The organism is Halomonas alkaliantarctica (assembly GCF_029854215.1).
Lineage (GTDB): Bacteria > Pseudomonadota > Gammaproteobacteria > Pseudomonadales > Halomonadaceae > Vreelandella > Vreelandella alkaliantarctica_A.
The window spans coordinates 626,269-644,619 of the sequence record NZ_CP122961.1 but is presented as its reverse complement, the minus strand read 5'-3'; the positions used below and the strand labels follow the sequence as shown (position 1 = coordinate 644,619).

General features: G+C 58.7%; 19 protein-coding genes. 13 read left to right on the top strand and 6 right to left on the bottom strand.

All coding sequences use genetic code 11. The features are described 5' to 3' along the window. The first annotated feature begins 21 nt into the window (after window positions 1–21). From QEN58_RS02935 to QEN58_RS02910, 6 genes are all read left to right on the top strand, one after another. A complete protein-coding gene (locus QEN58_RS02935; RefSeq protein WP_280105673.1) occupies window positions 22–678 on the top strand; it encodes a YfgM family protein in 657 nt (218 codons plus the stop codon). Further along, the gene (bamB, locus tag QEN58_RS02930) at window positions 675–1,844 is read left to right on the top strand and encodes an outer membrane protein assembly factor BamB (protein ID WP_280105672.1); all 1,170 of its coding nucleotides are present in this window, start codon (window positions 675–677) and stop codon (window positions 1,842–1,844) included. Before QEN58_RS02935 ends, bamB begins: the two co-directional genes overlap by 4 nt. Continuing rightward, a complete protein-coding gene (gene der, locus QEN58_RS02925) occupies window positions 1,841–3,244 on the top strand; it encodes a ribosome biogenesis GTPase Der (RefSeq protein WP_280105671.1) in 1,404 nt (467 codons plus the stop codon). The genes bamB and der overlap by 4 nt, the downstream gene beginning before the upstream one ends. Window positions 3,245–3,466: 222 nt before the next feature. Beyond that, window positions 3,467–4,081, top strand: a complete 615-nt coding sequence (locus QEN58_RS02920; protein WP_280105670.1) for a hypothetical protein — start codon at window positions 3,467–3,469, stop codon at window positions 4,079–4,081. 178 nt (window positions 4,082–4,259) lie between these two features. Continuing rightward, complete coding sequence (locus QEN58_RS02915) at window positions 4,260–5,063, top strand: M48 family metallopeptidase (protein ID WP_280105669.1); 804 nt, start codon at window positions 4,260–4,262, stop codon at window positions 5,061–5,063. A 17-nt stretch (window positions 5,064–5,080) separates the two neighbouring features. Then, window positions 5,081–5,341 (top strand): hypothetical protein, encoded by a 261-nt coding sequence (locus QEN58_RS02910; RefSeq protein ID WP_280105668.1) that lies wholly within the window; start codon window positions 5,081–5,083, stop codon window positions 5,339–5,341. Between the two features lie 86 nt (window positions 5,342–5,427). Here the strand turns inward: QEN58_RS02910 and aroE are convergent, their stop codons facing one another. From aroE to QEN58_RS02885, 5 genes are all read right to left on the bottom strand, one after another. Further along, entirely contained in the window at window positions 5,428–6,249 is an 822-nt protein-coding gene (gene aroE, locus QEN58_RS02905) for a shikimate dehydrogenase (protein ID WP_280105667.1), read from the bottom strand. Further along, window positions 6,246–7,199, bottom strand: a complete 954-nt coding sequence (gene hemF / locus QEN58_RS02900) for an oxygen-dependent coproporphyrinogen oxidase (protein ID WP_280105666.1) — start codon at window positions 7,197–7,199, stop codon at window positions 6,246–6,248. The genes aroE and hemF overlap by 4 nt, the downstream gene beginning before the upstream one ends. A gap of 70 nt (window positions 7,200–7,269) precedes the next feature. Next, window positions 7,270–7,827, bottom strand: a complete 558-nt coding sequence (tsaC, locus tag QEN58_RS02895) for an L-threonylcarbamoyladenylate synthase type 1 TsaC (RefSeq protein ID WP_280105665.1) — start codon at window positions 7,825–7,827, stop codon at window positions 7,270–7,272. A 43-nt stretch (window positions 7,828–7,870) separates the two neighbouring features. After that, the gene (dprA, locus tag QEN58_RS02890; RefSeq protein ID WP_280105664.1) at window positions 7,871–8,995 is read right to left on the bottom strand and encodes a DNA-processing protein DprA; all 1,125 of its coding nucleotides are present in this window, start codon (window positions 8,993–8,995) and stop codon (window positions 7,871–7,873) included. 34 nt (window positions 8,996–9,029) lie between these two features. Continuing rightward, window positions 9,030–9,875 (bottom strand): peptidoglycan-binding protein, encoded by an 846-nt coding sequence (locus QEN58_RS02885; protein ID WP_280105663.1) that lies wholly within the window; start codon window positions 9,873–9,875, stop codon window positions 9,030–9,032. Window positions 9,876–10,113: 238 nt separating this feature from the next. Between QEN58_RS02885 and def the strand changes: the two genes are divergently transcribed. The 7 genes from def (at window position 10,114) to QEN58_RS02850 (ending at window position 17,568) form a co-directional block, all read left to right on the top strand. Next, window positions 10,114–10,626: a peptide deformylase gene (def, locus tag QEN58_RS02880; RefSeq protein ID WP_179916889.1), complete on the top strand. Its 513-nt coding sequence runs from the start codon at window positions 10,114–10,116 to the stop codon at window positions 10,624–10,626. A gap of 35 nt (window positions 10,627–10,661) precedes the next feature. Further along, a complete protein-coding gene (gene fmt / locus QEN58_RS02875; protein WP_280105662.1) occupies window positions 10,662–11,678 on the top strand; it encodes a methionyl-tRNA formyltransferase in 1,017 nt (338 codons plus the stop codon). After that, complete coding sequence (gene rsmB, locus QEN58_RS02870) at window positions 11,675–13,012, top strand: 16S rRNA (cytosine(967)-C(5))-methyltransferase RsmB (protein WP_280105661.1); 1,338 nt, start codon at window positions 11,675–11,677, stop codon at window positions 13,010–13,012. Before fmt ends, rsmB begins: the two co-directional genes overlap by 4 nt. 50 nt (window positions 13,013–13,062) lie before the next feature. Continuing rightward, complete coding sequence (locus tag QEN58_RS02865) at window positions 13,063–13,269, top strand: dodecin (RefSeq protein WP_179916892.1); 207 nt, start codon at window positions 13,063–13,065, stop codon at window positions 13,267–13,269. 138 nt (window positions 13,270–13,407) lie between these two features. Beyond that, entirely contained in the window at window positions 13,408–14,781 is a 1,374-nt protein-coding gene (trkA, locus tag QEN58_RS02860; protein WP_179916893.1) for a Trk system potassium transporter TrkA, read from the top strand. A 52-nt stretch (window positions 14,782–14,833) separates the two neighbouring features. Continuing rightward, entirely contained in the window at window positions 14,834–16,282 is a 1,449-nt protein-coding gene (locus QEN58_RS02855) for a TrkH family potassium uptake protein (protein WP_179916894.1), read from the top strand. Window positions 16,283–16,326: 44 nt separating this feature from the next. Further along, entirely contained in the window at window positions 16,327–17,568 is a 1,242-nt protein-coding gene (locus QEN58_RS02850) for a TraB/GumN family protein (protein ID WP_280105660.1), read from the top strand. Here QEN58_RS02850 and QEN58_RS02845 read toward each other — a convergent pair. After that, a complete protein-coding gene (locus QEN58_RS02845; protein ID WP_280105659.1) occupies window positions 17,503–18,303 on the bottom strand; it encodes a tRNA-uridine aminocarboxypropyltransferase in 801 nt (266 codons plus the stop codon). The two genes, QEN58_RS02850 and QEN58_RS02845, sit on opposite strands and share 66 nt — an antisense overlap. Window positions 18,304–18,351 lie beyond the last annotated feature (48 nt).

The window sequence follows — 18,351 nt, the reverse complement described above, 5'->3', positions numbered from 1 at the left end:
TTAGAAGAAAGGAGCCCGCCCGTGGTGGAGCTGAGAAGCGAAGAAGAACAGCTAGACGCCATTAAGCGCTGGTGGAAAGAGAACGGCATGTCGTTGATTGCAGGCGCTGTCCTGGCGGCGGCTGGGGTGTTCGGCTGGAATGCCTGGCAGAACTATCAGCAAGGCCAAGCCGAAGCGGCCTCCATGCGCTATCAACAGCTGGTTAACATGACCGCTGGCAACGAGCTCGACGAAGAGCAGTTGGCAAGCGCACGGGAAATGGTCAGCGAACTGACCGACGAGCATGGCGATACGCTCTACGCCGAACTCGCTCTGCTGCTCGACGCACGCCTAGCGGTTCAGCAAGGTAATTTGGAGGGCGCGCGAACCGCACTGGAAAGCGCAGCCGACTCCTCGCGCCGCTATGTGCAAAGCCTGGCGTGGCTTCGCTTAGCGCGTGTTGAGCTTGCCGACGGCAACCCCACACAGGCGCATGCGCTGCTGGATGAGCCAATTACTGACGCCCTGGCAGCACAGCGTGCTAACGTACGCGGCGATGCGTTCGCCGCTCAAGGCAACACTGATGCAGCCCGCGATGCTTGGGAAACGGCGTTGGAAGTGTCACAAACCCAAGACCAGCCGCTTTACGGCGTGCAGTTCAAGCTTGACGATCTCGGCGCTGAGGAGGCGACACAATGACGTTTGGTATCCCAACAAAACAGCTAGTACGCGCAAGCTTAGGCGCGCTGTCGCTGGCACTGCTAGTCGGTTGCGCTAGTAAAGGCGAGCCAGCTTATACGCCCAAAGAGCTGCGTAGCTTCGACGAAACCTCTTCGCTAGAGACCCAATGGGATCGCAAAGTGGGCGATGGCCTGGGCCATGCCCGTTACCCCATCGCGCCTTCCCGTGAAGGCGACACCGTGTTTGCGGCCGATGTCGAGGGCGTGGTAATGGCGATGGATGCCACTAGCGGCGACGTCAAGTGGGAAATCGACCTTGATACGACTATTTCCAGCGCGCTAACGGCGATTGCCGGTCAGGTCTATCTGGCCACCGGTAACGGCGAAGTGATCGCGTTGGATCAAGGTGACGGCAGCGAAGAGTGGCGTTCGCGGGTATCCAGCGAAGTGCTGGCCGCGCCGCAGGCCAACCAACAACTGCTGGTTGTACAAAGTGTCGATGGCCGTGTGACGGCGTTGGATCGCGCCACGGGTGCAGAACGCTGGGTATACACCAGTTCGCAGCCGTCACTCACCCTACGCGGCACCGGCACGCCAATGGTGATTGATCCAGTCAGCTTTGTTGGCCTGGCCAATGGCCGCCTGGCCACGTTGGATAACCGCAGCGGCCAGCCGCTATGGGAAATGCAGATTGCCACTCCCCAAGGGCGTAGCGAAGTGGAACGCCTGGTCGATCTTTCAGGCCAGCCGATCATCAGCCCCGATGGTCGACTTTTCGTGACCAGCTATAATGGTCGTGTAGTGGCGCTGGAAGCCACCCAAGGCGACGTGCTTTGGGAAGCGGATCTCTCCAGCCGCCATACCCCGATCCTGGTCGGTGACTTTCTGTTTGTGGTCACCGATGACAGCCAAGTCGTCGCCCTCGACGCTAACAGCGGCCGCGAAATTTGGCGCAACGACGATTTAGAAGACCGTTGGTTAACCGCCCCGGCCTTCGCCGATGGCCGTTTAGTATTCGGCGATTTTGAAGGTTATGTTCACCTGATCGACGCTCGCGAAGGCGATATCGTGGGTCGCACTCGCGTGCACAGCTCGGGTATCAGCGTACGCCCGGTCACTGAAGGCAGCACCATTCATGTCCAGGCCAACAATGGTCGCCTGGAAACCCTGGAAGTAACTCCATGACACCCGTCATTGCTTTAGTCGGTCGCCCCAATGTGGGCAAATCGACGCTGTTTAACCGCCTAACGCGCTCGCGTGATGCACTGGTGGCCGACTTTCCTGGCCTCACCCGCGATCGTAAGTACGGCAATGGCATGTTGGGCGATAAGGTCTATACCGTGATTGATACCGGTGGTATCAGCGGTGACGAAGAAGGCATCGATGCCGCCATGGCAGAGCAGTCACTTGCTGCCATTGATGAAGCCGATATTGTGCTGTTTATGGTCGACGCGCGCGCCGGCCTTATCGCCGCGGATCAGGCGATTGCCAACCACCTGCGGGTCAATCAGAAAAAAACCTGGCTGGTGGTGAATAAAACCGATGGGCTGGAAGAGCATTCGGCCATGGGCGACTTCTGGTCGCTCGGCCTCGGCGATCCCTGGCCGATTGCTGCCGCCCACGGGCGCAACGTTTCCACCCTGATCGATGTGGTACTCGAACCCTTTCCCGAGCGTGACGTCAGCATTCCTGCCGACACCGGCAGCAAAGGCGTTCGCATCGGCGTGATAGGCCGCCCCAACGTGGGCAAATCGACCCTGGTCAATCGCCTGCTGGGCGAAGATCGGGTCGTCGTGTTTGATGAAGCGGGCACCACCCGCGATGCCATCGAGATCCCCTTCGAGCGCCGCGGCAAGCCCTATGTACTGATTGACACCGCGGGTATTCGGCGGCGCAAGAACGTGCGCGAAATCGCCGAGAAATTTTCCATCATCAAGACCCTGGATGCGATCAAAGAGTCCCATGTGGTAATCATGGTACTGGATGGCTCCAGCGGCCTGGTGGAGCAGGACTTGCACCTGCTCGACTACGTATTGACCACCGGTCGTGCGCTGGTATTGGCGGTGAATAAGTGGGACGGCCTGGAGACCGAAGCCAAGGATAAAATGCGCACTGAAGTGAAACGCCGCCTGGGCTTTGCGGATTATGCCGAACTGCACTTTATCTCTGCCCTGCACGGCACGGCGGTGGGGGATCTCTACCCCTCGATTGATCGCGCCTTTGACGCCGCTAACGCCCACTGGTCGACCAACCGCCTCACCACCCTGCTACAGGACGCGGTCAGCCAAAACCCACCGCCGATGGTACATGGACGGCGTATCAAGCTGCGTATGGCTCACCAGGGCGGCAGCAATCCGCCGATTATCGTCGTCCACGGCAACCAAACCGAGTCGCTCCCCGAAGCCTACCGTCGCTATTTGACCAACACCTTCCGCAAGGTGCTCAAGGTGCGCGGCACGCCGATTCGCTTTGAGTTTCGCTCGGGCAGTAACCCGTTCGATGACATGGCGGGCGCCAGCGACAAAGAGAAGGCTAAAAAGCGCGAGCTTAACCGCACCAAAGAGGCGCGCAAAAGCCGTCGCTAATCGCTTTATTAGCTGCTATTTGAATTCGCCCGTTTGCACCGACAAGCGGGCGTTTTTGCTTCTAGCCTTCAATAGGCGCCTGAACACGCAAATTGTCTTGACAGAAAATGGCTTCAGCCCTCAAATAGCCGCGCTTGTTAGCCCGAACCTAGTAAGTTTGCATCAGCACCTTACACTTGACGCCATTACCCCACTATTTACGCCCTACTTAAGGGGAGTCTTATGCTTTATATTGCTCGCTACTGGCGACGGCTTACCCTATTTGGCGTTGCCAGCCTACTCACGGGCTGTCTCGCCCTTCCCCAAACAGGCCTGTTTGCGTTTCGTTTGGCGGTGACCTCTCTGGGGGTCGAGGATGTTCGCATTGGCCCTTACAGCATTAATGCAGGGCTGGACACCAGTGATCTAACCAGTCTGATTGCTTCCAGCCTTGGCGCCGGCAGCTTGCCTATACAAGCCACCATCGCCATGGGGCTGGGCTTACCTGCGGGTATGCCCCCAGTGGAAATGTCAGGCTTTCGCTGGGCGCTGGATATGCCTGGGGTTGATCCTGTAGAGGGTAACTATGAGCAGGATGTCACACTGACCTCCGGTGACGATGCCAATTTACGCCTACCGGTAGCCTTTGATGTCCTCGCCACCGATACCCAACGCATGGCCCCCATGCTCGAGCTTGCCAGCCAGTTGGCGTCCCAAGGCGAGCTACCACCCGGCAGTCAACTGGCCATCAAGCCTGGCGATCTGCGCGGTTTAGGTATGCGGTTACCTGCCGGTTTGTTGACGCCCACCATTCGCCTCAATGTAGGCGCGGATGGGCAGTTAGTACCCCAGCGCTGAGGGTTTATTTCTAGGAGCTTGCAGCCCACCGTCTGGTGCCTAGCATTGGGTCAGAGAAGGATGGTTAATTCAGCATCCATACTCACCCTCTAGGTGGGTTATGATGGGGGATTGATTTACTGCTATCAGCGGTTATCTTGTGTCCAAGAAACCCATTCGTCTATAAGGAAACCGTCCCATGCGCTGGCTTCGCCCCCTTGCTATTACCGCGCTATGCGCCTCCATCGCCGCTTGCTCCACCTCGCCTACCGGACGCTCGCAACTGCTGTTGCTCTCCGATAGCGAACTCAATGAGATGGGCCGCCAGGCGTTCACTCAATATCAGCAGAAACTGCCTACCGCCGGCCAAGCCAGTCATCGCTATGTCCAGTGTATTGCCGATGCCATCGTGGCGGAGCTCCCCGCCCAGCAGCAACAGCTAGATTGGCAAATCCGCGTGTTTGAGTCCGAACAACCCAACGCCTTCGCGCTTCCCGGCGGCTATATGGGCGTGAATACCGGTATGCTGGATATTGCTACAAATCAGGATCAGCTTGCTTCCGTTATCGGCCACGAAATTGGTCACGTACTGGCCAACCATGCCAATGAGCGTGCCTCAACCGAGAGCGCTACCTCGTTAGGCCTGTCGGTAATTTCCAGCACCTCGGGCATGCAGTCTGTCGGTGGCCAGCAACTCATGGGCGTGCTCGGCATGGGCGCACAGTATGGCATCGTACTGCCTTTTTCCCGGGCTCATGAGAGCGAAGCTGACGTGATTGGCCTGGATCTTATGGCCCAAGCAGGTTTCAATCCCCGTGAGAGCGTGACCCTTTGGGAAAATATGCAGGCGGCCACAGGCGGCGGTGCGCCCCCCGAGTGGATGTCGACTCACCCTGGCCAAGGCCAGCGCATTGAAGGCCTGCAAGCCAATATGGATCGTGCCCTGGCACGCTACGAACAAGCACGCAGCAATGGCCGCACCCCCAACTGCCCACGCCCTTAACGGCTCTTGAGGTTTAGATGATCAAGTTAGGTTTACTGCTGCTAGTGCTGCCGCTGTTTGTACTAATGGGCGTCTATTTCTGGGAGCTCAACGACGTTCGCGCGTGCCAGCTTAATGGCGGCCATTGGGACTATATCGAGAGTGTCTGTAGCGACACTCAGCAACCGTTCGTCTCCTGGCTGCAGCGCTCGCCGCTGTTAGTCAATGGCGGCATGCTGGTCTCAGTGGCGGGACTGGTAATGAGTATGGTGGGCTTGTACGTTAAACGCGCTAAGTGAAACGCTATTAGCGGAGCGGCATCAATAAAAGAGGGGGCGGATACTGTATCCGCCCCCGCTTTTTAAGTTGTGTTGGTTGGATTCGGCTATGAATAATTGAGCGACTGGCGCAGCATTTCGCGCACGGGTGCGGTTTCGGGGCGCACATTGCGCCATAGAAAGAACGACTCGGCAGCCTGCTCGACCAGCATGCCTAAGCCATCAAGCAACTTCGCACCACGCGGGCCTGCCCACTGTAAAAATACCGTCGGCTCGGGCCCGTACATCATATCGTAGGCCCAGGCGTTGGTATTAAACAACGTATCAGGTAGCGGCGGTAAGTCACCTGAAAGGCTAGCGCTGGTGCCGTTAATCACCACATCAAAGGTACCGTCAATAGTGTCAAAACCGCCGCCAGTAATAGGCCCCAGATCAGCAAAATCGTTGGCCAGTTGATCGGCTTTGGCGGCGGTGCGATTAACCACAACGATTTCGCTGGGTTGCTCCGCAAGCAGGGGCTCGAGAATGCCGCGCACGGCACCGCCAGCGCCTACCACCAAAATACGCTTTCCCGCTAACGCCACGTGGTGATAGGCCAAATCGCGCACTAGGCCAATGCCATCGGTGGTATCGCCGTAGGTACGACCATTGCCCCCCAGGATCAGCGTATTCACCGCCCCTGAACGACGGGCGCGGTGGCTCAGGGTATCGCACAACGCAAAGGCATCGCCCTTGAACGGCACAGTAACATTGGCGCCACGCCCCCCCGCGTCGATAAACGCACGCCAAGCAGCGGCAAAGCCATCCAGCGGCACTTCTTCAGCGGTGTACTCAAGCGCTTGATGGGTTTGATGGGCAAACTCAGCGTGGATCTGCGGTGATTTAGAGTGTTTGACCGGATTACCAAACACGCAGTAGCGATCAGTCATGAGAGCTCTCCGCTTTTTGTTTGACCTGCATCCTCAGCGAATTCGCCGAGCCAGTCGCGGGGGTGTAAGAAATCCTGCAAGCGCGCCTCGGCGCTACCGGGCTCCGGCTCAAAGGCGTACTCCCAGCGCGCCATTGGCGGCATAGACATCAAAATTGATTCCGTGCGCCCGCCGCTCTGCAGTCCAAACAGCGTACCGCGATCCCACACCAGGTTGAACTCCACGTAGCGGCCACGGCGGTAGAGCTGGAAATCGCGCTCGCGCTCCCCCCAGGCGTCGTTTTTACGCCGTTCTACGATGGGCAAATAAGCCGCTAAGAAGCTGTCACCCACTGCCCGTTGCACGGCAAAACAGTCGGCAAACTCACCTTCGTTCAGGTCATCGAAAAACAGCCCACCGACACCGCGGGTTTCATCGCGGTGCTTGAGGTAGAAGTACTCGTCGCACCAAGCTTTATAGCGCGCATAAACATCGTCGCCAAAGGGTGCACAGGCGGCTTTCGCCACTTGGTGCCAGTGAACCACGTCTTCCATCACAGGATAAAACGGCGTTAAGTCAAAGCCACCGCCAAACCACCAAACCGGCGGCTCGCCGACTTTTTCGGCAATAAAGAAGCGTACGTTGCCATGGCTGGTGGGTACATGGGGGTTTTCCGGGTGCAGCACCCAGGAAACGCCCACTGCGTGGAAGCTGCGCCCGGTCAGTTCAGGGCGTGCGGCGGTGGCCGAAGGCGGCAGTTGGGTGCCATAGACATGGGAGAAGTTGACGCCGCCCTTTTCAAACACGCCGCCATGGGTCATTACCCGTGATCGGCCGCCGCCGCCCTCAGCACGCTCCCAACTATCTTCTTGGAACTGGGCAGCCCCATCGGCTTTCGCCAATCCAGCGCAGAGCCGATCCTGCAGATCAAGAAGGTAGCGTTTAACGTCATCAAGGTGCTCGTGGGCCACGGGAACTCCTGGGTGGTGAATAGTGAGTAGAGAATAGTGAGTGGAGAATAGTAAGTAGCTGGAGAGCCGGTTAAGAACGCATGATTTTACCGGTGGCTAGGTCTCTAATAGTACTGGGCTTGGCATTGCCACCTAGCTCGCCCTGCACCACATGGGCCACTTCATCAGCAAAGATTTCCGTGATCTCAGCGGCGCTCATTGCAGGCGGTTCCCCCGAACGGTTGGCCGAGGTTGATACCAACGGGCCACCAAAGGCTTCGCACAGGGCTTTCATCACCGGGTGGTCGGTCACCCGCAGCGCCACGCGCTCATGGGCACCACGCACCAGCCCATGACTGCGGCCATAGTCGGGCACTAGCCAGGTATTGGGTCCCGGCCAGCTTGCCGCCAGGGGAGCGTGCATCGCGAGCGGAAGCTGGCTCAACCAGGGTTGGAACTGGCCAATATTGGCAGCAACAAGGATGACGCCCTTGGCAGGATCGCGCTCTTTCATGCGCATTAGATGGGCCAGGGCTGCGTCGTTTTCGGGGTCACAGCTAAGTCCCCAAACCGCTTCTGTGGGACAGGCAATCACTCCCCCACTACGCAGCGCGCTAATCGCAGGGGCTAGATCGGTCGCCAAACTCATGCTCTCTCCTCACGGTTAACAGGCCTTTAATCGTTTTATCCTATCATGGCCGCGGCAGCCGCACCCAGCCTCCCGCCTGCTGGGCGACCCAGCCCTCTAACTCGAGCATCAGTAGGCGCTGCTGGCAGTCGCTGACCGTCACGCCGGTGGCGTGTACCAAGAGATCAATGGGCGTTGGCGTAGCGGATAAAGACGCTAATAAGGAATCGGGCAATAGCTCTTGCGCGGGTGGTTTCTCCGCCGTCGCCGGTAAAGTTTGCTGCACGGTGTCTTCGGACGGGATAAACGCCTCCGCCCAGTGACCAAGATCGGCGATGATATCGTCGACGCTAAGGGCAAGGTGGGCACTGCCCTGACGCAGTAGTGCCAAGCAGCCGCGGGCCTGTACGTTGTGTAGCGAACCGGGCAGTACAAACAGTTCGCGATTTTGCTCTAAGGTGAGCCGCGCACTGACCAGCGAACCGCTTTTTTCGGTGGCTTCGACCACTAGGGTACCGAGCGAGAGGCCGGTAACGATCCGGTTGCGCCGCGGGAAAAACGCCGGGCGGGCCAGCGTACTTGGTGGATGTTCTGATAGCAGCAGGCCGCCGGGCAGGCGGCTAAGCTGCTCGTGGAGATCACGGTGGGAGGCGGGATAGATCACATCTACACCACAGCCGAGTACGGCGATCGTGCGTCCGCCGGCATTTAGCGCTGCGCGTTGGGCAACGCCGTCAACCCCTAACGCCATGCCGCTGACCACGCACCAGCCGCGACGGGCTAGGTCGCGCGCGAAGGTTTGGGCGTTATGGGTGCCTTCGCCGGTGGGGCGACGAGTGCCTACCATGGCAAGCTTGGGGCCCTCCAGAGCGCTAAGATCCCCCTGGGCCCAGAGCACCACGGGCGGGTCGGGCAACTCATTTAACAGTGCAGGCCAGGCGGGGTGGTCGCGATGCAGCACGTGGCGACTTGGGCCGCTTTGCTGCCACGCCTCGGTTTCATCGATTACTTTTTGCAACGGGCTGCGGGTGGGGTGCTCAAGCCACAGGCGCAACTCGCTGGCAGCACGGCTCGGCAGTGCTGCCAGCCAGCCTTCCGGCCACTGCGGCTGACGGGCGATTAATTGCGCGATTCGCAGCGCGCCCATACCCGGCAACGCATTGACCACCAACCACGCCTGGGCGTCCATACTTCCTCCTTTTAAAGTCTTTGTGTGCCGCCCGTTAGTTCGTCGCTGACGCAACCTCATCGCCCACTTCCAGCACCCGCGATGCCTGCATTACCAGGGCGTAGCTGACGCGATCATAGGGCTTGAACACCATCACACTCCCCGCCTCTGTGCTGGGCAGTTGTACTAGCTCCTGGGTACGTGGGTCGTTGATCAGCTCACCCTGCTGATTGACTCGCAGCACATGACCCGCCTGCAAACCATCCAGGGTGCCGAGATCCAGCGCAACGATCTGAAAACGGCCAATAAAGCGCACGCCACCTGGCACAGCAATAACATGACCTGCGACGGCATTAAGCGGCGCGCGGGGCATAAACTCACGGCTCAGCTCGCGCTCCTCCAGCGGTAAAATAATATCGTTAACTCGCACTTCCTGATGAGAGCTAACGACTTCGAGCTGCGCAATCTCGCCTTCACTGCTGATGTGGCGAGCGATGCCAACGCTGATCAACTCTAAGCCCAGCGGCGTGCCATCCATTGCCAGGTAGGGTTCCGACTGCCGATAGATGCCCAGCTGACCATAGCGTGGCACATCACCACGCACGTATAACCGATCACCCGCACCGCTGATCAAGCGGCGATCGTCTCCCGCCACTACGTAAGCCAGTCCCTGCAACGCCTCGGCATCATCGACAACGCGGTGTTCGCGTAAAAAGGCCTGGGCTTCCTCCAGGGCGATGGGCTCGATCGCTTCACGATGGGGCAATGTACGCACCTGCGGCGAGAGTTTAATCACTGCCTGATCACGCTCCCAAGCGTCGGCATCGATACTCATCAGCATCACTGCACTCAGCAGCAAACCACTTAATGCCCCCCGATAGGGGTGTTGTTTTGCCGCCATCCTGCTCTCCCCAATAAAATGCGTCACTCTTAGTTGCGTCACTCTTAGTTCCATGTCGAAACGCTGCATAAACGCAGTCATTGTGTTGCTGCTGAAACCCTGCGCGTATCAGGCGCCCATGCCCAGAAACGTTGACAGCATGATATAGTGACCCATCATAAAGTACCTAGGTTAGAAGACGCCCGTCACTGCCTAGCTTGACTTAATTTAGACTCAGCATAACGGTGATTGTAACGCCATGGCCAAACTTCCTATTCTTGAATTCCCCGATGAGCGCCTGCGCACCAAGGCCGCTCCGGTGGAAACCGTCGACGATGAGGTACGCCAGCTCGTCGACGATATGCTGGAGACCATGTATGACGCCCGTGGTATCGGTCTAGCCGCGACCCAGATCGATGTCCATCGCCGCGTAGTCGTCATGGACGTCAGCGACGATAACTCCCAGCCGCTGGTGCTCATCAACCCGCGCTATACCCCGATTGGCGACGAGAAAGAGCTGCTTTCGGAGGGCTGCCTGTCGATTCCAGAGCACTACGCCGAAGTGCCGCGCTACCTTAAGGTGCAACTCAACGCGCTGGATCGTAATGGCGAGACCTATGAGTTAGAGGCAGAGGGTCTGCTGGCACACTGTATTCAGCACGAGTACGACCACCTTGAGGGCGTGCTGTTTGTTGACTACTTGTCGCCGCTAAAACGTGACCGTATCCGCAAGAAAATGCAGAAACGCCATAAGCAGATGCAGGACGCCTAACACTTCTCTCATTCAAGCCAGGTAGCCCTCTTTATATGTCACGATTGCGCGTTATTTTTGCTGGCACGCCTGAATTCGCCGCCTCTAGCCTTGCCGCGCTACTGGAAAGCCAGCACGAAGTGGTGGGGGTGTATACCCAACCCGACCGCCCTGCTGGTCGAGGCCGTAAGCTAACGCCCAGCCCGGTCAAACAGCTGGCTCTGGAACACAGCCTGCCTGTCTATCAACCCCAGACGCTAAAACAGCCCGAGGCTCAAGCAGAGCTGGCCGCGCTCAATGCCGACATTATGGTCGTTGTGGCCTACGGGCTGCTGCTTCCCCAGGCCGTATTGGATATACCGCGTTTAGGCTGCGTTAACGTTCACGCCTCGCTGCTGCCCCGTTGGCGCGGCGCTGCCCCTATTCAGCGGGCGATCGAAGCGGGCGATAGCGTATCGGGGGTGACCATCATGCAGATGGATGCTGGCCTGGACACCGGCGCAATGCTTACAGAAGTGCGCACGCCGATTACTACACGCACCACCGGCGGCGATTTGCACGACCGTCTCGCCATTCAAGGTGCCAATGCGCTGATCAACACGCTGGATGCTCTGGCCACCGGCACCGCGCATGCGACGCCTCAGCCCGAAGAGGGCGTTACCTATGCCGCCAAGCTGAGCAAAGCGGAAGCCGAGCTCGACTTTGACCAGCCCGCGCAGCAGCTAGCCAGCAAAATTCGCGCCTTTAACCCCTGGCCAGTGGCCTGGTGCGCGCTGGGCGATGATCGCCTACGTTTGCTAATGGCCAATGTAGAGGAAGGCGAGCATCCTCCCTGCGCCCCCGGCACGCTACTTGAGCATGGCGACGATCACCTGCGCATTGCCTGCGGCACCGGCGGTCGCGACGTGCTGTGCGTGACCAACGCGCAGTTGCCCGGCGGAAAAGCCATGGCCGTGCGTGACTTACTGAATGCACGACACGCGCGTCTGGCTACCGGCACACGGCTTGGCGCTCATCTTGACACTCGTCTTGGTAAACCAGCGGCTCAGGCCAGCGAAGGAGACACACCATGAGCCAAAAGCGCTCCCCTCAAAGTGGCGGCAGTGGCCAGGAAGTCCGCGCTGCGGCGGCTCGCGCGCTGGCCCCGGTGCTCAGCGACCAAGGCTCACTGGCGGGGCTGGATGAGCACAGCGTGGTGGCTCGCGACCGCGGGCTGCTCAAGGAGCTCTGTTTTGGCACCTGCCGCCGTTTACCGCGTCTGGAAGCCTTAGCGGGTGTGCTGCTTAAGCAGCCGTTTAAAAAACGCGATAGCGATGTTCAGGCGCTGCTGCTACTGGGTATTTACCAACTGCTCTACATGCGCATTCCTGCCCACGCGGCGGTAGGTGAAACAGCGGGCGCTGCGCGCTTACTGAATAAGGAGTGGGCCACCCGCGTCTTAAATGGTTGCTTGCGGCGCCTACAGCGCGAATCCGAGGCGCTCCAGGCCCAGGTAGACCGGGATGAGAGCGTAGCGCTAGAGCATCCGCCCTGGCTGCTTAACGCCCTGCGCCAGGCATGGCCAGAGCAGTGGCGCGATATTGTTGAAGCCAACAATCACGCTGGCCCTATGACGTTAAGGGTGAATCAGCGTTACAACGACCGTGAAGCCTATTTAGGTATGCTCACCGAACAGGGGTTGAACGGCCACTTATGCCCCCATGCCCCAGACGCTATCACCCTGGAAACGCCCTGCGATGTCACCGCGCTGCCCGGCTTTGAAGAAGGCCATGTTAGCGTTCAGGATGAGGCCGCCCAGCTTTCTGCCGCACTACTAGGCCCCGCGCTGGCACCGCGTCCAGGTGCCCGTGTGCTTGATGCCTGCTGCGCCCCAGGTGGTAAAACGGCCCACTTGCTCGAGCAGTTTGATATTGCGCTAACGGCTATCGATAGCGACAACCAGCGCCTGGCGCGGGTGGAGGACACCCTCAGCCGCCTCGGCGTTGAGGCGGTGCTTGAGCACGCCGATGCGACCGAGCGCGACTGGTGGAGCGGCACGCCGTTCGATGCCATTCTGCTCGACGCCCCTTGCTCTGGCACCGGCGTTATCCGCCGCCACCCGGATATCAAAAAGCTGCGCCGTAAAGACGATATTCGCCCGCTGGCCAAGCTTCAACGCCAGCTGCTAGATAACCTCTGGCCGATGCTGCGCGAAGGCGGCACACTGCTTTACGCAACTTGCTCCGTACTGCCGGAAGAGAACAGTGAGCAGATTGAAGCGTTTCTCGCCCGCACCCCTGACGCCCATGTCACCACGCCTAACGACGTTGCCTGGGGCATTGCCAACGGCGCAGGTCGCCAGCTGTTTCCGGCCCAGGGCAGTCACGATGGCTTTTTTTATGCCAGACTAGAAAAGCGCACTGCCTAGGCGCCCACTGACGCCGGGGGCAGTGATTTCATGACAAGGAAGGAGATATTATGAGTCATCATACCTATAAGCACGTGGAACTGACCGGCTCTTCCGAGAAGGGTATTGAGGAAGCGGTACAGAACGCTCTGGCCAAGGCTTCAGAGACTATTAAGCACATGCGCTGGCTGGAAGTAATCGATACCCGTGGCCACATTGAAGACGGCCAAGTGGCCCACTGGCAGGTCACGGTTAAAGTCGGCTTTACGCTAGAATAATCCTCACCTGCTTTTCGACGGCGGCTGGTTTACACTGGCCGCCGTCTTTATTGCAGCGCATGATAGACCGTCCCGGTCTTAGGGTATGGTCTCAACAACATCGCGCGCTGGCGCTTTTAATGGAACCGATGCTCAGCAATGAAAATCATCATTCTCGGCGCCGGCCAGGTCGGCGGCACACTGGCTGAACACCTCGCCCGCGAGGAGAACGACATTACGGTCGTGGACACCGACGCCAAAAAACTGCGCGACCTGCACACCAAGCTCGATATCCGCACCGTCACCGGGGCGGGCTCCTACCCCATTGTGCTGCGCCAGGCAGGCTGCGAAGACGCCGATATGTTGATCGCCGTCACCAACAGCGACGAGATCAATATGATCGCCTGCCAGGTCGCCCATACGCTGTTTCGCACCCCGACCAAAATTGCCCGGGTACGCGCCACGGCGTACTTAACCCGCAAAGGCCTGTTCGCCCATGAAGCGATCCCCATTGATGTGCTGATCAGCCCCGAGCAGGTGGTCACCGACCACGTGCGCCGCTTGATCGAGCACCCTGGTGCCCTGCAGGTACTGGAGTTTGCCGGTGGCCTGGTACAGTTGGTCGCGGTGAAAGCGTTTTACGGCGGCCCGCTGGTAGGCCAGGACTTGGCTTTCCTGCGCCGCCATATGCCCAACGTGGATACCCGCGTGGCGGCGATCTACCGCCGCAATCGACCGATTATTCCCCGTGGTGATACGGTCATCGAGGCTGACGACGAAGTGTTCTTCCTCGCCGCCCGCCGGGATATTCGCGCGGTGATGAGCGAGCTACGCCGGGTCGAGCGGGATTTTCGCCGGGTGGTGATCGCCGGGGGTGGCAATATCGGTGAGCGGCTGGCGGAGCATTTGGAGCACAGCCATCAGGTCAAGATCATCGAGCACAGCCTGGAGCGCTGCACCACGCTGTCTGAGCGGCTGGATCGCACCGTGGTGCTCCACGGCAGTGCCACCAGCAAGCGCTTGCTGGAAGAGGAGAATATCGAAGAGTGCGATATCTTCTGCGCGCTGACCAACGACGACGAGGTCAATATCATGTCGTCGCTGCTCGCCAAGCGCTTGGGCGCCAAGAAGGTGCTGACGCTGATTAACAACGCCGCTTACGTGGATTTAGTGCAGGGCGGCGAGATCGATATCGCTATTTCCCCTCAACAGGCGACCATCGGCAGCCTGCTGACCCACGTGCGCCGGGGCGATATTGTCAACGTTCACTCGCTGCGCCGGGGCGCCGCCGAGGCCATTGAAGCCATCGCCCACGGCGACAAGCAGTCGTCTAAGGTGGTCGGCCGCACGATCCGCGAGATTGACCTGCCCGACGGCACCACCATCGGTGCGATTGTGCGCGGCAAGGAAGTCATCATCGCCCACGGCGAGGTGATGGTGGAGAGCGGCGACCACGTGATTCTATTCGTGATCGACAAGCGCCGCATTCGCGATGTGGAGCGCCTGTTCCAAGTCGGTTTAACGTTCTTTTGATAACCTTCGAATCCCTGCCACTGGCTGCTAAAAACAGGAGCATGCGACAACCATGAGTCTGCGGGTTATTTTGCGCATTTTGGGGCTGCTGCTGATGCTCTTCAGCCTTACCATGCTCCCCCCAACGCTAATCTCACTCTGGTTTCGCGACGGCGTGTGGAGTGCCTTTATTAGCGGCATTGCGATTTCGGTGGTGACGGGATTACTGCTTTACTTGCCCAATCGGCACTCGCAAAAAGAGCTGCGTATCCGCGACGGCTTTATTATCGCCGCGATGTTCTGGACGGTGCTGGCGCTGTTTGGTTCGCTGCCGCTGATGCTATTTGGCGAAGGTTCGTTAGGCATTACCGATGCGGTGTTCGAGTCGTTCTCCGGATTGACCACTACCGGCGCCACGGTGATTACCGGCATCGATTTTTTACCCGAATCAATTCTTTACTACCGCCAGCAGCTCCAGTGGCTGGGCGGCATGGGGATCGTTGTTTTGGCCGTTGCCATTTTGCCCACCCTAGGCGTGGGTGGTATGGCGCTCTATCGCACCGAGATCCCTGGGCCACTAAAAGACTCCAAGCTCACACCTCGCATTACCGAAACCGCTAAAGCGCTGTGGTACATCTATGCGACGCTCACCCTCGCCTGCATGATCGCCTATATGCTAGCGGGCATGAGCTGGTTCGATGCCTTAAGCCATAGCTTTTCGACTGTCGCTATCGGTGGTTTCTCCACTTACGACGCCAGCATCGGCTATTTCGATAGCGCCACCATCGAGATGGTATGCGTAGGCTTTATGTTGATTTCAGCGTTCAGCTTTAGCCTGCACTTTATCGCCTGGCGTGAAAAAAGCCTGATGCACTACTTTCACGACCCCGAAGCGCGCTTTTTAATGCTATTTCTGCTCGCCCTGGCCGTGATCACCGTGCTCTCCCTGTGGTTAACCGACACCTACGACACGCTGCGCGGTCTACGGCATGGGGTCTTCCAAGTCGTTTCGGTGGCCACGACCGCGGGTTTTAGTGTCGCCGACTTCTCCATGTGGCCCGGCGCGCTGCCCTTTCTGCTGTTTGTAGCAGCCTTCGTTGGCGGCTGCTCTGGCTCTACCGCTGGCGGTATGAAGGTGATACGGATTATTTTGATCATCAAACAGGGCATGCGCGAAATCATGCGGCTGATCCACCCCAATGCGGTGATTGCAGTCAAAGTCGGCAAGGTCAGCGTTCCCGACAGCATTGCCCAGGCGGTATGGGGGTTCTTTTCGGTCTATGTGATGCTGTTCTTATTAATGCTGGTGGGCGTCATGGCCACCGGGGTTGATCAGGTAACCGCTTGGTCGACCGTGGGATCTGCGCTCAACAACCTTGGCCCTGCGCTAGGAGAAGCCAGCACTAATTATGGCGACATGCCTAGCTTGGCGAAATGGATACTGGTGATAGCCATGCTGCTTGGTCGCCTGGAAATCTTTACGGTACTGGTGCTGTTTACCCCCGCTTTCTGGCGGCGTTAAGCACGTCACGTCTGCCCCCTTATAGACCGATTTGAGAGCTGTTAATGAACCACGAAGCTACATCTCACGAAGAAACCCCGGCTTCTCTGCCGACCACCAGCGGGCCGTTAAAAACGTTCACTATCGGCGAAACCCGCTATACGCTGCTGGGCACGGCACATGTGTCGGCGGAAAGTGCCGACGATGTGCGTGCGCTGTTGGCTAGCGAAGCTTTTGATGCGGTGGCGATTGAGCTCTGCGACGCTCGCCACCACAGCATGTCCAACCCGGATGCCATGGGCGAGCAGGATCTTTTTCAAGTATTCAGAGAAGGCAAGGCAGGCATGGTTGCCGCAAGCTTGGCGCTGGGTGCCTTTCAGCAGCGGATTGCCGACCAGTCTGGCATCCAGCCGGGGGCCGAAATGCGCGCCGCCGTTGAAGAAGCCAGCCGATTAGAACTACCGCTGATGCTGGTCGACCGCGATGTGGGTATAACGCTAAAACGCATTTACAGCAATGTCCCCTGGTGGCAGCGTTTCTCACTGTTTTCAGGCCTTATCGGCAGCGTGCTCTCCCGCCAGGATGTCTCTAAAGAAGATATCGAAAAACTCAAAGAAGGCGATATGCTGGAAGCCACCTTCAGCGAGTTTGCCGCCGAATCCGAAGCGCTGTACACCCCGCTGATTCGCGAGCGCGACCGCTACATGGCGCTACGCTTGGCAGAAGAGGCGCCGCCAGGACGTTACAAGCACGTGCTAGTAGTCATCGGCGCAGGCCACCTTAAAGGCACCGGTGAGCACCTTGAAACCCCTCTGCCCGCCGAACCAAAGGTAGAGCGCGAATTGCTTGAGGCCACCCCGCCGCCTTCCAAGCTTTGGAAAGCGCTGCCGTGGCTGATTACCGCCTTGGTGCTTACCGGCTTTGCGATTGGTTTTTCACGCAATACAGACCTTGGCTGGCAATTGGTGCTTGAGTGGTTCTTGATTAACGGCATTCTATCGGGCGGTGCGACGATTATCGCCCTGGCACACCCCGTTACAGTGATTGCCACCTTCTTTGCCGCGCCGCTCACTTCGCTGAACCCCACCATCGGCGCTGGTTTTGTGGCCGCCGGGGTTGAGCTCTATATGCGCAAACCCAAAGTGCGCGATTTTTCATCGCTGCGCCACGATGTCACGGAGTTGAAAGGCTGGTGGAAAAACCGCGTATCGCGCACCCTGCTGGTGTTTATTCTCGCCACGCTAGGCTCCGCGGTGGGCACCTGGGTGGCTGGATTCAGAATCGCCGGCGCTCTGTTTGGCGGCTAGGCGCCGCATCGCTGCCGTAGGCGGGTCGATTTTGTGATGCAGTCGGCTCGCCGCGTAGCTATCGTTAAATACCTCAAAGTAGTCGTCCAGCACGTCCCCAGCAACCGTATCCCCGCCCTGGCGCAGCAGCTCGATAGCCACTTCCGCCGTGCAAAGGTGCGCTTTTGAGGCCGGCTTGCGCAGCCGGTAGCGCGTCTCGCGCTCGGTTCTCAATGGCAGCACAGGCAACGCATCCAGATAGGCGCTTTTACGGAACATGCGCCGCGCCTGACGCCAAGTGCCATCCAAAATGATAAACACCGGAATGCGCGCCTGCGCTTTCGCCGTGTGAACCGCTTCGATACCCACAACACGATCCGCGTAGTCGGGCTGGTCATCGGGAAAGATCACAAAGGGCGCGTAACGCGGGTCTTTTAGCAACGCAGCCAATTGGGCATCCGGCGCCGTGCGGTACCAGGTAAACACCTGGGTCGTCGTGATCACATCGCGAATCAAACGCCCGGTATTGGTCGGCTTAAAGTGCTCCAGCGGGTGGGTCAACAACCACACCTGGGCATAACTCTCTGCCTTCACCTGATAGGGGCACAGACAGTTCAGCACGGGTAACTGACAGTTATCGCAGCGCGTTACAAAACTGCCCCGCGCTTTAAATTCGCGCCGCGGCAGGCGCGGATGCTCGGCGACTGAATCATGATTAACTAAACCCTCTACAACAGAGCTATCAAAATCAGACATCCGCGCTCCAGAATGTGGAAAAAGGGCGCCGAGTATAAATGAGCACGC

Coding starts and splice junctions, on each gene's coding strand:
- bamB (WP_280105672.1), top strand. CDS start 675: ATGACGTTTGGTATCCCAACAAAACAGCTAGTACGCGCAAGCTTAGGC.
- der (WP_280105671.1), top strand. CDS start 1,841: ATGACACCCGTCATTGCTTTAGTCGGTCGCCCCAATGTGGGCAAATCG.
- QEN58_RS02920 (WP_280105670.1), top strand. CDS start 3,467: ATGCTTTATATTGCTCGCTACTGGCGACGGCTTACCCTATTTGGCGTT.
- QEN58_RS02915 (WP_280105669.1), top strand. CDS start 4,260: ATGCGCTGGCTTCGCCCCCTTGCTATTACCGCGCTATGCGCCTCCATC.
- QEN58_RS02910 (WP_280105668.1), top strand. CDS start 5,081: ATGATCAAGTTAGGTTTACTGCTGCTAGTGCTGCCGCTGTTTGTACTA.
- aroE (WP_280105667.1), bottom strand. CDS start 6,249: ATGACTGATCGCTACTGCGTGTTTGGTAATCCGGTCAAACACTCTAAA.
- tsaC (WP_280105665.1), bottom strand. CDS start 7,827: ATGAGTTTGGCGACCGATCTAGCCCCTGCGATTAGCGCGCTGCGTAGT.
- dprA (WP_280105664.1), bottom strand. CDS start 8,995: ATGGACGCCCAGGCGTGGTTGGTGGTCAATGCGTTGCCGGGTATGGGC.
- QEN58_RS02885 (WP_280105663.1), bottom strand. CDS start 9,875: ATGGCGGCAAAACAACACCCCTATCGGGGGGCATTAAGTGGTTTGCTG.
- def (WP_179916889.1), top strand. CDS start 10,114: ATGGCCAAACTTCCTATTCTTGAATTCCCCGATGAGCGCCTGCGCACC.
- fmt (WP_280105662.1), top strand. CDS start 10,662: ATGTCACGATTGCGCGTTATTTTTGCTGGCACGCCTGAATTCGCCGCC.
- rsmB (WP_280105661.1), top strand. CDS start 11,675: ATGAGCCAAAAGCGCTCCCCTCAAAGTGGCGGCAGTGGCCAGGAAGTC.
- QEN58_RS02865 (WP_179916892.1), top strand. CDS start 13,063: ATGAGTCATCATACCTATAAGCACGTGGAACTGACCGGCTCTTCCGAG.
- trkA (WP_179916893.1), top strand. CDS start 13,408: ATGAAAATCATCATTCTCGGCGCCGGCCAGGTCGGCGGCACACTGGCT.
- QEN58_RS02855 (WP_179916894.1), top strand. CDS start 14,834: ATGAGTCTGCGGGTTATTTTGCGCATTTTGGGGCTGCTGCTGATGCTC.
- QEN58_RS02850 (WP_280105660.1), top strand. CDS start 16,327: ATGAACCACGAAGCTACATCTCACGAAGAAACCCCGGCTTCTCTGCCG.
- QEN58_RS02845 (WP_280105659.1), bottom strand. CDS start 18,303: ATGTCTGATTTTGATAGCTCTGTTGTAGAGGGTTTAGTTAATCATGAT.